The organism is Hyphomicrobium sp. CS1GBMeth3 (assembly GCF_900117455.1).
Taxonomy (GTDB): domain Bacteria; phylum Pseudomonadota; class Alphaproteobacteria; order Rhizobiales; family Hyphomicrobiaceae; genus Hyphomicrobium_C.
Window position 1 is genome coordinate 423,730 of sequence record NZ_FPHO01000002.1, and the last position, 11,941, is coordinate 435,670.

Annotated in this window: 7 protein-coding genes; all 7 read right to left on the minus strand. The window is 65.4% G+C overall.

Annotation, left to right across the window (positions count from 1 at the left end; genetic code table 11):
* Positions 1-13: 13 nt before the first annotated feature.
* The gene (locus CS1GBM3_RS02045; RefSeq protein WP_072390712.1) at positions 14-3,094 is read right to left on the minus strand and encodes an efflux RND transporter permease subunit; all 3,081 of its coding nucleotides are present in this window, start codon (positions 3,092-3,094) and stop codon (positions 14-16) included.
* A gap of 10 nt (positions 3,095-3,104) precedes the next feature.
* Entirely contained in the window at positions 3,105-4,217 is a 1,113-nt protein-coding gene (locus CS1GBM3_RS02050; protein ID WP_072390715.1) for an efflux RND transporter periplasmic adaptor subunit, read from the minus strand.
* Between the two features lie 525 nt (positions 4,218-4,742).
* Positions 4,743-8,030, minus strand: coding sequence for an error-prone DNA polymerase (locus tag CS1GBM3_RS02055; RefSeq protein WP_072390717.1), 3,288 nt, complete (start codon positions 8,028-8,030; stop codon positions 4,743-4,745).
* 10 nt (positions 8,031-8,040) lie between these two features.
* On the minus strand, positions 8,041-9,615 hold the full coding sequence (locus CS1GBM3_RS02060; RefSeq protein ID WP_072390720.1) for a DUF6504 family protein: 1,575 nt from the start codon (positions 9,613-9,615) through the stop codon (positions 8,041-8,043).
* Positions 9,533-10,306: an ImuA family protein gene (locus CS1GBM3_RS02065; RefSeq protein WP_072390723.1), complete on the minus strand. Its 774-nt coding sequence runs from the start codon at positions 10,304-10,306 to the stop codon at positions 9,533-9,535. The genes CS1GBM3_RS02060 and CS1GBM3_RS02065 overlap by 83 nt, the downstream gene beginning before the upstream one ends.
* Before the next feature lie 74 nt (positions 10,307-10,380).
* Entirely contained in the window at positions 10,381-11,307 is a 927-nt protein-coding gene (locus CS1GBM3_RS02070) for a purple acid phosphatase family protein (RefSeq protein WP_072390726.1), read from the minus strand.
* A 125-nt stretch (positions 11,308-11,432) separates the two neighbouring features.
* Entirely contained in the window at positions 11,433-11,837 is a 405-nt protein-coding gene (locus CS1GBM3_RS02075; protein ID WP_072390729.1) for a hypothetical protein, read from the minus strand.
* Positions 11,838-11,941 lie beyond the last annotated feature (104 nt).

Consider the following 11,941-nt stretch of genomic DNA (forward strand, 5'->3'; position numbering starts at 1 on the left):
CTCAGACGACGTCCTAGTGCGCGATCAGATTGGCTGCTTCAGGCGGCGGCTCGAGCTCGGCATTGGCTTCCTCAGGTCGATGCTCGGCGGCAATCACGAGATAGATCACCGGCAGGATGAAGAGCGTGAAGAGCGTGCCGATGGCCATGCCGGTCACCAGCATGATGCCGATGCTGTTGCGCGCTTCGGCTCCTGCGCCGGTGACGAAGACCAGAGGCATATGTCCGAAGACCGTCGCTGCCGTCGTCATCAGGATGGGTCTTAGGCGGGTCTTGGCGCTTTCGCGGACGGCCGCGAGCTTGTCGAGCCCCTGCTTCTGCAAGTTGTTGGCGAAGGCGACGATCAGGATGCCGTTCTTGGCGATCAGGCCGACCAGCGTGATCAGTCCGATCTGGCTGTAGATGTTGATCGTCGTGAAGCCGAGGAACGTGAAAACGAGTGCTGCCGTCAGCGCCAGCGGCACCGAGCCGAGCAGCACGACGAGCGGATCCCGGAAGCTGCCAAATTGCGCGACGAGCACCAGATAGATCAGCAGGATCGCAAAGCCGAGCGTACCGGCGAGGGTCGAGCCCTCCTGACGGAGCTGGCGCGATTCACCGGCGTAGTCGATGGTGTAATCGGCCGGCAGGATGTTGCGCGCCGCCTCCTCGAGTGTCGCAAGCGCGGCCGCTTTGGTGATGCCGGGTGCCACGCCGCCATAGACGCGGAAGCTGTCCGCCTGCTGGAAGCGAGCGAGGGTGCGCGGCGCGGTGGCCGTCTCGAGGCTCGCTATGGCGGAGACGGGAACCTGCTTTCCGTCGCGGGTGCGGATCTTGTAGTCGAGTAGGCGCGAGGCGACGGCGCGAGCATCCAGCTCGACTTGCGGGATCACCTTGTAGGCGCGGCCTTCGCGCGTGAAGCGGTTGACGTAGTTGCCGGAGATCAGGATGCCGAGCTGGCGGCCGACATCGGCGAGGTCGAGGCCGAGGTCGGCAACGCGTTCGCGATGCACGGTCACGGTCACTTGTGGAAGGTCGATCTTGAGGTCGGTGTCGGCGAACATGAACTGTCCGCTGGCGAAGGCGGCGCCGACGAGCTGGCCGGCGTACTCGGCCATCTGCTGCGGTGTTCCGGGTCCTTTCAGCACCAGTTCGACGTCATAATTTCCTGCACCGGGGAGCGCCGGGGGCAGCACCGGGAACACCTGCAGCTCCTTGATCTTCGAGACGGCGCCGAAGACCTCGGGTTGGATCTCGTGAGCAGTGCGCGTGCGCTCGTTCCAGTTCTTCAGCAGGTATCCGCCGAAACCGTTCGACGGGAACACGATCTCGAACATCGCCTCGGACTCGGGCAGCGCGTTTCCGACGGCGTGAACTTTATCCATGTGGCCGGCGGTGTAAGCCAATGACGCGTCGGGCGCGGAGTTGATCATCAGCAGGATGAAGCCCTCATCCTCCGTGGGAGCCAGCTCCTGCGAGGAGAACATGTAGAGCGGCACGGCAAGCACGCAGATGAAAGCACCGAAGGCCAGAACCTGAGCGCGCAGGTGCAGGATGCCGTCGAGGGCGCGGCCATAGTTGACGGAGAGGCGTTCGAGGGAACGGTTGATGAATCGGGCGTAGCGTCCCTCTTTCCCGCCTTCAGGCGCCGAGTAGGCACTCATCACGGGCGAGAGCGTGATAGCGACGAAACCTGACACGATGACGGCGATGGCGAGGGTAAAGGCGAACTCCTTGAACAGCACGCCGGTGAGGCCGTCCAGGAAGCCGATCGGTGCGTAGACGACCGCCAGCGTGATGGTCATGGCGATGATGGGCGCGAACAGCTGGCGTGAGCTGACAAGAGCGGCCTGAAAGCGGGTCAGGCCGCTTTGCATGAGGCGTGTCACGTTCTCCACCACGACGATGGCGTCGTCGACGACGATCCCGACCGAGAGCACGATGGCAAGCAGCGTCAGGAGGTTCAGCGAGAAGCCCATGGCCAGCATGGCGGCAGTGGCGCCAATCAGCGAGATCGGAATGGTGACGAGCGGCACCAGGGCGCTGCGCCAGGAGCCGAGGAACAGAAATACGATGACGCCGACGATCAGCACCGTCTCGACGAAGGTCTTGCCGATCTCCTTCAGCGAGTTTTCCATGTAGACCGTGCCATCATAGGCGAGACCGATCTCGGTCTTGGGAGGCAGGTCCTTACGGATGTCCTTCAGCATGTCGCGCAGCGCGTAGGCGACGGCGATCTCGTTGGTGCCCGGCAGCGGCCACACCGAGAGGTAGACCGCGTCCTTGCCGTTGTGGCGGACGTTGGCCGTTTCCTCCTCGGAGCCGAGTTCGACGCGGCCGAGATCGGAAATGCGCACGATGCGGCTTCCGTCCTCGCGCACGATCAGGCGCTCGAATTCGTCGACGTTGCGCAGATCCGTGTTGGCAAGAAGATCGACCTGGACCTGGCTGCCCTTGGTGCGGCCTACGGCGGCGAGGAAATTGTTGCGGGTCAGTGCCGCCTCGACGTCGCCCGCGCCAAGGCCGTAGGCGGCAAGGCGGTCGGCATCGAGCCAGATGCGCATGGCCTGTGGCCGTGAGCCCTCGAGGCCCACGCGCTGCACGTTTGGAAGCGTGCTCAAGCGCGGCTGGATGTGGCGCGAGAGATAGTCTGTGATCTGTGGAGGTGTCAGGGTTTCCGAGGTGACGCTGACGTAGAACGTTGCATACGGGCGGTCGGCGCGCTGAACCTCGACAACGGGGCTTTCGATCTCTGTCGGAAGCTCGCTTCGGATCTGGTCGAGCCTGTTGCCGACCTCCGCGAGGGCGACCGTGCTCGGGTGGTTGAGCTTGAGGCGCGCCGTCACCGTGCTGACGCCGGCGACGCTCGACGATTCCACGTAGTCGATACCGGTGATCGAGGAAACCGCGCGCTCGATGGGCGTCGTGACGAAGCCGCGGATGCTCTCGGCGGAGGCGCCGATGTAGATCGTGGTGATGACGATCGACGAGCTTTCGATGCGCGGATACTGCTGGATCGGCAACTGGGTCGCGGCGCGGATTCCGATCAGCACCAACGCCAGGTTGATCACGACCGCGATCACCGGCCGGCGGACGAACAGCTCGATCAGGCTCATGGGTTCGCTCTCAGTTGATGCCGGTGCCGGTTGTCGATTCCGCAACGGCGCCGGTGTCGACGAGCAAGCCTTCCCTCAGCTTGAAGGAGCCAGAGGACGCGATCAACTCGCCGGCTTCAACGCCTTCGCTAACAGCAATATCGTCACCCTGAACGGCCCCGGTCGTGACAGTGCGCATGCGTGCGCGCAGTTTGCCGTCCTCCTCGACGAGCACAAAGACGTGCTGGCCATTCGGCGAGCGGCGCACGGATGCCAGCGGCACCAACACCGTCGGCTGGGGCTCCGTGGTGGCGACTGTCACGTCGACGAACGTGCCCGGTCTCAGGATGCGGCCGAAGCCTTTGGCGACGGCGCGGAAGCGGATGGCACGGTTGGCGTCGTCGGCGCTGTTGTCCTCGGCTACGATTTCGGCCGTGGCGGTGCCGCCGGGCACGGCTGCGCCGGACAGTGTCACGCGCGTTCCGGTGCGCACGATCGCTGTGCTGTCCTGCGGAAGGGTGAAGTCGACATAAGCGTCGTCGGCGACGCCCTGCAACTTGACGATCGGCGTTCCGATGTCGAGGTAGGCGCCGGGTTGCCAGTCGCTGATGCCGACGCGAGCCTGGAATGGTGCCGTGATACGCTTCTTATCGACAATGATGGCGAGGTTTTGTGCGCGCGCAGTGGCAGCCGCGTACTCCTCACGGGCCTTGTCCAATTCCTGCTCGTTAAAGGCGGCGCTGTTGCGCAACCCTTGGCGTCGTTCGAGCGTCAGCTTCGCGAGGCGTGCGTCGGCTTCTGCGGCGGTGAGCGCAGCTTGCTCCTGGCGGACGTCGAACTGCACGAGGAGCGCGCCCTCATCGACGATATCGCCCGACTTGAAACCGATCTCGGCGATGACGCCCGCGATCTCGTTCTTGATTTCGACGTGGCGGAGCGCGACCACGGAGCCGATGGCGCGTGTCGAGGCGGACCACGTTCCGGTGCGGGCACGTGCCGATGCCACCGTTTCAACCGGCTCGGGCGTCGCCTGGGCTGCCGCGATCGCAACCTTAATCTCATTGTATTTGTAAAAGCCGAGCCCGCCCGCGATAGCGCCAGCGGCGAGCAAGACAATCAGCCAAGCACCTAAACGCTTTAACATTCCGCTCCCCAGCCTCTGCCGCGCGCGTTGATCCCTAGTCCCATTCGGACAGGCACGTCCCCACCCGAGGTGTCATACGGCCTCGGTCGGTCCACGGATCGCTCCGTCGTTTCGGTTCGTCCGCAGATTATCGACCCGTCGCATCGAGGACGGGTCGCGTCCTTCAAATCCGACACTGCAATCGGATTGTTTTTTGGGCTTCCCGGCTTCTTCGGTCGGCGGGGTGATGAGGTCAAGGGGGAAGGCGACGGGATAGTTTCCCTAAGGGCCGAAAGGGCCAAGAGAAATCGGTCCGTGTGGCAACTTTGCCTCGGTTTTTTCGTGATCACAACCGGCGGGTGTTCGCGCGCGGGGGCTCAATCGGCTGCGGGCCGGATGGCGATCTTGATGCTGTCTTTCGGCACCCCACTCACCTGAATACTGACGGGGCCGTCGCCGATCTCGAAGCGCACGCTTTTGCGCAGGCGATCGCACTGGGCGAGCCGGTGTGGGCGGTTGATTCAATGCATCAGCGAGTTGACGTGCTCAGTGGAAGTCGCGGCTCTTCAGTGGAAGGAGGGTTCTGTGCGTGAGGGGATCGGGTGATGTGTGTGGTGAGGCAAGGCGCTCTGGCTCGCGCAGGAGAGCAAGCTCGTCGCTCAGATCGATGAAGCTTTCGGCGAGAACGTGTACGACCTCGCCCGCGCGCTGCAGCCGGCCGCGTACGCCGAGGAAGCGCGCCGACATGATGGTACGCCGGTTCGCTGCGAACACCTTCGGCCAGACGATGATGTTGGCGATGCCTGTCTCGTCCTCGAGCGTGAGGAAGACGACCTTCTTGCCGCCCGGCATCTGGCGAATGAGAACGAGGCCGGCGACGCCGATTTTCTGGCCATTTCTTGTGAGGACTTCATCGCGCAGCTCTTTGTTCGGCGTCATGCGAAGCTGCGCGAGCCGCGGGCGGAAGAAGGCTACGGGGTGCGCCTTCAAAGATAGTCCCGTCGTCACGTAGTCCTCTGCCACGTGCTCGGGGAGCGCCATCTGTGGCAGGGTGACGGACGGTTCGGGGAACAGCTCGTCGCCTGCGTGGACATCGAGAAGAGGCAGCGTCTCTTCCACGGGCGGCTTGGCGGTTTTCCTTCTGCTTGCATCGCTCCTTGTGCCCGTCAGTCCGATCGAGGCCAGCCGGCGAGCCGACCAGAGCGCGGCGCGACGGTCGAGCCCTATGGAGCGAAACGCATCGGCGGCGGCCAATCGTTCTATCGCACCGCGCGAGACGCCCGAGACCCCAGCCAGACGCTCGATGCTTGCATATCCGTTGCCGCGGAAGGCTGCGAGCTTCTCTGCCTCGTCCTCGCTCATGCCGTCGATCTGGCGGAAGCCGAGGCGCACGGCGAAGCGATGCGGTCCTTCGCTTGAGGGCTCGAGCGTGCAATCCCATTCGCTGAAGTTGACGTCGGGCGCACGCACCTCGACCTTGTGCTCGCGCGCGTCACGCACGAGTTGTGCCGGCTGATAGAAGCCCATCGGCTGGCTGTTCAGGATGGCGGCGCAGAAGACGTCCGGGTAGTGGCACTTCATCCAGGCCGAGGCATAGACGAGCAGGGCAAAGCTCGCGGCGTGGCTTTCCGGGAAGCCGTACTCGCCGAAGCCTTCGATCTGGCCGAAGCAGCGCGCGACGAATTCCGGATCGTAGCCGCGCGCGGTCATGCGGGAGATGAACTGGTCGCGGTATTTATGAACGTTGCCGTTGTGGCGGAAGGTGGCCATGGCGCGCCGCAATCCGTCGGCCTCGTCGGGTGTGAACGCGGCGGCCGTGATGGCGATCTGCATCGCCTGCTCCTGGAACAGCGGTACGCCGAGGGTGCGTTTCAGCACCTCCTTGAGCTCCTCGGGGTCATGGGGGGGCGCGGGTGAGGGATAGGTGACCTCTTCGGGCCTTTCGCGCCGCTTCAGATAAGGATGCACCATGTTGCCCTGGATCGGGCCGGGGCGCACGATCGCCACCTCGATGACGAGGTCGTAGAACGTTCGCGGCTTGAGGCGCGGCAGCATCGACATCTGCGCCCGGCTCTCGACCTGGAACACGCCGATGGAATCGGCGTGGCTCAGCATCTCGTAGACTTTCTTGGTTTCGTCGGTGCTTTCGTCCTGCGGGATGGTCGCCAGCGCCAACGGCTTCTTGTAGTGCGTCTTCAGAAGATCGAGGCCGTGCCTGAGCACGCTCAGCATGCCGAGACCCAGCACGTCGACCTTCATCAGGCCCAGGGTGTCGATGTCGTCCTTGTCCCATTCGATGAAGGTGCGCTCGTCCATGGCGGCGTTGGCGATGGGCACGGTCTCGTCGAGGCGCCGCTTGGTCAGGATGAAGCCGCCGACGTGCTGCGAGAGGTGACGCGGGAAGCCCAGAAGCTCGCGCGCAATCAGGACGGATTGGCGGATCTGAGGGTTCTCGGGGTCGAAGCCGGCTTCGCGGATGTGCTTGTCGGGGAGGCCGTCGGAGTGGCTGCCCCAGACCGTCTTGGCGAGAGCGGCGGTGACGTCGGGCGTGAGGCCCATGGCCTTGCCGACCTCGCGGATGGCGCGGCGCGAGCGGTAATGAATGACGGTGGCGCAGATGGCGGCGTATTCGCGGCCGTAGCGGTCGTAGATGTGCTGGATCACCTCCTCGCGCCGGTCGTGCTCGAAGTCGACGTCGATATCGGGGGGCTCGCCGCGGCGCTCCGAGATGAAGCGCGAGAACAGGAGATTGCTGGTAGCAGGATTGACCTCGGTGATGCCGAGGCAATAGCAGACGGCGCTGTTGGCCGCCGAGCCGCGGCCCTGGCAGAGGATGTCTTTGTTGCGCGCGAACTTCACCACCTCGTAGACGGTGAGGAAGTAACGTGCGTAGCCGAGCTTCTTGATGAGGGCGAACTCCTCGCGGAGCTGCGCCTCGACTTTTTCAGGAATGCGGTGCGGATAGCGGCGACGGGCACCAGCCCACGTCTCGTCCTCCAGGTGCTGCTGGGCTGTCTTGCCCGGCGGTACGGGCTCGTCCGGGTACTCGTTCTGGAGATCCGCGAGTGAGAAACGGCAGGCGTCGGCGATCTCGAGGGTGCGGGCGATGGCGTCGGGAAACGCCGCGAACAGGCGCGCCATCTCGGCCGCAGGCTTCAGGTGGCGCTCGGCGTTGGCGGCGAGGCGGAAGCCCGCCTCGTGAATGGTGCACTTCTCGCGGATGCAGGTCAGAACGTCGGCGAGCGGACGGCGCGCGGGCGTGTGGTAGTGCACGTCGCCCACGGCGACGAGCGGTGTGCCGGTGCCTCTTCCAAGCGCGTCGAGTTGGCCCAAGCGACGGGGCTCATCGCCCCGGTAGCCGTGGGTGCCGGCGAGATAGCTGCGTCCTGGCGCTGTGCGGGCGAGCTCACCGAGACGCTGGGTGAAGGTCGATGTGAGATCCTCAGGCGGGATCGCGACGAGGATCTGGCCCTCCGCGGCGGCGAGGATGTCCTCGAAGGTCAGGTGACACTCGGTGTGCTCCTTGTGCGGCACCTTGCGCTTGCCCATGGTCAGGAGGCGGCAGAGGCGGGCATAGGCGTCGCGGTCCGTCGGGTAGGCGAGAATCTCGAGGCCGTCGACGGTGACGAGGCGCACGCCGACGATCAGCTTGAGCGTCTTGCGCTTCTTCCATTCGTCGAACGCGCGCACGACGCCAGCGAAGCTGTTGCGGTCGGTGATGGCGAGAGAGGCGAGCCCGAGCTGCTCGGCGGCCAGCACCATTTCGCCCGGGTGCGAAGCTCCGCGCAGGAACGAGAAGTTGGTGGTGACGGCGAGCTCGGCGTAACGCGTCATGATGGTCCTCTCATGCGAAGAGGCCGTGGACAAACCAGCGGGGTGCTGCGGTTTCGCGTCCGGGGATGCCTTCGCGGTAGAGCCAGAGCCGGCGGCCGGCCTGATCCTCGACGAGGTAATAGTCGCGCGTGGCAGCCTCCTCGCGCGTGCGCCACCACTCGGCGGCGATGCGCTCGGGGCCTTCGGCGTGGGCGACAGTGTGCAGGCGGCCGCGCCAGCGCAGGCGTAGCGGCGGGCCGTCGGGCATCAGCGCGATCACCTCTGCCGGTTCGGCGCGCGGGAGCATGAGAGACGGGCGTGGGCGCGCATGCTTTGCTGACGGCCAGGCAGCGGTTTCGTCCCGCGCGGTGGCCAGCGTTTCGCTGCGCTGATTTATTAGTTTCTCGCTTCGCTCGGGCCAATGGCTGGCGACCGGCACGAGGTGACGGACGCTTTCCGGGCCGAGCCGCTGGCGCAGCGCGTCCAGCAGCACCGTGCAACGGCGGGCGCGCTCGGCATCCTCGGATGTGGCGGCTAGCGCTCGCTGCCGCGGGTTCATCTTTTCGGCGACGCTGATCGCGAGGCTCACCGTCTCGAAGCCGAAGCCTGCTTCGAGAAAGCGCGCGAGATGCTGCAGCTTGAGCCGGATCAGGCGGGTGACGTCGTCGGGGTTTTGTGTCGGCAGCGTGCAGCTGACGTCGAGGCCGTGCGCCACGCCGTCGACGCGGAAGAGCGTGAGGCGCAGGCTTCGGGCGCCGACGCCGTCGGCCTCGAGCTGCGGCACGAGATCTTGCATCAGGCGTGCCGTGACCGTGACGATGGCGTCCTCGGTCGTGATCGGCTCGAGCAGCGAGCGGGCCTTCCGATAGAGCGGTGGCGGGGCGAGCAGTGCCAGCGGCTCGGGCGGGCGGGCGAGCGCCTGATCGAGGCGTTTCAGGAGGGCTTTCTCGAACCGCGCGGCGAAGGGCGCGCGCGGCTTGTCGATCAGGTCGCCGATGCGTTTGAAGCCGAGGCGTCGCAACGCGACGGTTTCTTCGGGCGCAAGGCGTAGTCCTTCGACCGGCAGCGGTGTCAGCGCTTGTGCTTCCGCACCGGCAGGGATGATCGTGGGGGACGTCCGCGCGAAATGCGAGACGGCCCAGGCGGTGCCCGGTGTCTCCGCAATGGCAAGCCGTGCCGGCAGGCCGAAGGCGCGGAGGCGCTGCGCAAGGTCGGTCAGGAGGTTCTTCTCGCCGCCCATGAGGTGCGTGGCACCGGTGACATCGAGGAAGAAACCGTCGGCGCCGCTTTCCTCTTTGAAGAGCGCGACGGAGGGTGTGTAGCGCGTGGCCCATAGGGCGAGGCGGGCGAGCGCCTTGGCATCGGCCACGGGCTCGGCAAGACGCACTTGCAAGGCGCCGATGCGGGCACGGGCGTCCGCCAGCGTCTCGCCCACCGCGAGGCCGCTCGCTGCTGCGGCGGGATTGACCGCGGCGATGCGCGGCGCATCGGAGCCGTCCGCAAGCACGAACGGCGCGGCGGGGTCAACCGGCGTGCGGTGCTGCCGCGCCGCCAGCCAGCGATGCACCGGCCACTGCGGCAGCCAAACCGAAACGATGCGTGGCATGATCGAACTCCAACATCCACTCTCCTGGTCGGCCGTTGCGGCTGCGTTCGAGCACCGCGTACCAGCGCCAGCCCGAGAGCAAGCCGAAGCGGTCGCGCAGGCCCGGGCGTGCCGCGATGCGCCAGCGTGTTGCAGCGGTCGGCACGCTCTCGCCGCCGGGTCTCAAAAGCATCAGCGGCAGGTTGGCGTCGCGCGCGGCGTGCAGCAGGCGTTGGCCGGATTTGAGATCGAGGCGGCCGCCAAGTGCGGCTGCGACCGCCGCCGGGCCACGGGCACGGATAGCCTCCTCCGTTGCCCAGAGGGCTTCTGCCTCGTCTCTCGTCTCAACCAGGATCAGGCGCGCAGGGTCGAGGCCAAGGGTGTTCAAGCCGTGGCCGTGCGGGCGTCCGCAGCGGGCGAGCTTCTTCGAGGCGAGGACGAGCAGCCGCGGAGCGGGACCCGGCATGCGGGCGAGCAGGGCCATGAGGAAGCCGAAGGCGGCCGGCAGGTCGGCTTCGCTCGCCGGCGCGATCTCGTGCACGGCGCCGAAGGCGAGCCCGCCCTGGGGCAGACGGTTGTCGAGCGCGGGAAGGCCGAACGGCAGGCGGCTGTTGCCGTCGTCCGGCAGGCCTTCGATGCGGGCCAGCCGACGGCGCAGGTCCTCCACCAGCGCGTCGCGGCTCGATCTCGTTTTTTGTGTTTCGGACGACATGCAAGTCTCTTCTTTGGCCCGCGAACCGGCGAAAGAAGAGAATAGAACAAAATAAGAACATTGCAAGGGGCGCCTTAGGCCCTCACCGGCAGCTCCGACCGGTAGAGTGTCTGGCCATCACTGCCGATGAACTCGAAGCTCATCTCGTCGGGGACCAGAGAGACCGCGAGAAACCCGGTGGTTCCGGCCTGAAAAAGAGTATGCGGCGTGGGTCGTGGTTGATCGGCATGAGCCCCACCACCCGAGGTCAAGTAGTGCACGTTGCCGACCTTGATATGTTGCAGGTTGTGATCGTGGCCATTGATGTAGGCTTCGACCCCATAGCGCTCGAGGAGCGGCCGCAGGCGCTTCTCGAAGACTGTGTAGTGCTCGTGCGGCCCTCCCGAGAAAACGGGATGATGCCCGATCACGATTTTCCAATGCGCGCGGCTCTCGCTCAGACTTTTCTTGAGCCACTTCAGTTGGTCGTCGGTGTCGCGGCCTTTCAGGAATTCGACAAGTTCGGAATCGTCCTTCGTCAGCTCGGTGGTGTCGAGGAAGAAGAAGTCGAGGAGGCGGCCGTCGCCGAGAGTCTTGGAGCGCTTATAGTAGCGGCTTGGCATGGTCCAACGGCCGCTCACGCCCGAATAGGCGATCTGGGCGTCGACGTTGCCCCTGTGATCGTGGTTGCCGAGCACGGCATACCAGGGGCGCATGAGGTTTGGATCGTCATAGATCTTCTCGAACACGTCGACCCAGAGCGGATCGTCCACGGATTTGACGCCATTCTCGTAGATGTTGTCGCCTGTCGAGACGATGAATTCCGGATCGAGCCGACGGGACGCTTCCGCGAGCGCGGTGGCGACCGGCTTTTGTCCCGGCGTTCGCTCGCCCCAATCGCCAATAGCGAGAAAGCGCAATCCGTCGCGGGTCTCTTGCGCGTAGCCGAGGTGCGCGTGGGCCAGCAACGCGGCGGTGCCGAGTCCGGATTTCAGGATGGTGCGGCGTGAGATGGGGTTCATGGCGGCCTCCGCGGACGCCCAACCCTTCGCTTGGAAACGTGGCTTTCTCACGGAAAACTGTACACGCGACAAAAAAGGCACCGGAGCTGTCAGGCTCCGGCGCCTTAATCCTCATCGGTCGAAGATTACTGCTGTGTGCAGTCAACGGTCACGGTGGTTCCGGTCTCGGCGATGAACTTGGTGCAGGTCTTCTTGATCGATGCAACGTTGAGGTCGTTCTTTTCGCTGGCATCGGCCTTTGCGTCGGGCGTCTCGACCGAGGTCGGCTCAGCTGCGGCAACGGTGGTCTTTTCGGCCGCAACCGGCTTCGCTTTCTCGGCGCGCGCCAGCTGGGTGGCCTTCTTCTGCTTCGCGGCGGCCAGTGCGCGGCTCTGCGCGGCCTTGCGGGCGCGTGACTGCTGCAGCGCCTGCTTCTGATAGTAGCTTTGCTTGGCGCCGTGGCCCGGTCGGCAGCCGGCGTCTGCGGTGGCCACCTGGGCCAGGGCGATGAACAGTGTCGCGAGCGTGAGGGCAATGGTCTTGAACAGCATGACGTCTCTCCTGGAAATCCGGTGCAAACCCGGGGCGGCCCGGCCGCCCATTGACCTGCACGATGGCAGAGCCGGCAGCGGATCTCTGTCCCGGGAGGAACATG

Coding starts and splice junctions, on each gene's coding strand:
- CS1GBM3_RS02045 (WP_072390712.1), bottom strand. CDS start 3,094: ATGAGCCTGATCGAGCTGTTCGTCCGCCGGCCGGTGATCGCGGTCGTG.
- CS1GBM3_RS02050 (WP_072390715.1), bottom strand. CDS start 4,217: ATGTTAAAGCGTTTAGGTGCTTGGCTGATTGTCTTGCTCGCCGCTGGC.
- CS1GBM3_RS02055 (WP_072390717.1), bottom strand. CDS start 8,030: ATGACGCGTTACGCCGAGCTCGCCGTCACCACCAACTTCTCGTTCCTG.
- CS1GBM3_RS02060 (WP_072390720.1), bottom strand. CDS start 9,615: ATGCCACGCATCGTTTCGGTTTGGCTGCCGCAGTGGCCGGTGCATCGC.
- CS1GBM3_RS02065 (WP_072390723.1), bottom strand. CDS start 10,306: ATGTCGTCCGAAACACAAAAAACGAGATCGAGCCGCGACGCGCTGGTG.
- CS1GBM3_RS02070 (WP_072390726.1), bottom strand. CDS start 11,307: ATGAACCCCATCTCACGCCGCACCATCCTGAAATCCGGACTCGGCACC.
- CS1GBM3_RS02075 (WP_072390729.1), bottom strand. CDS start 11,837: ATGCTGTTCAAGACCATTGCCCTCACGCTCGCGACACTGTTCATCGCC.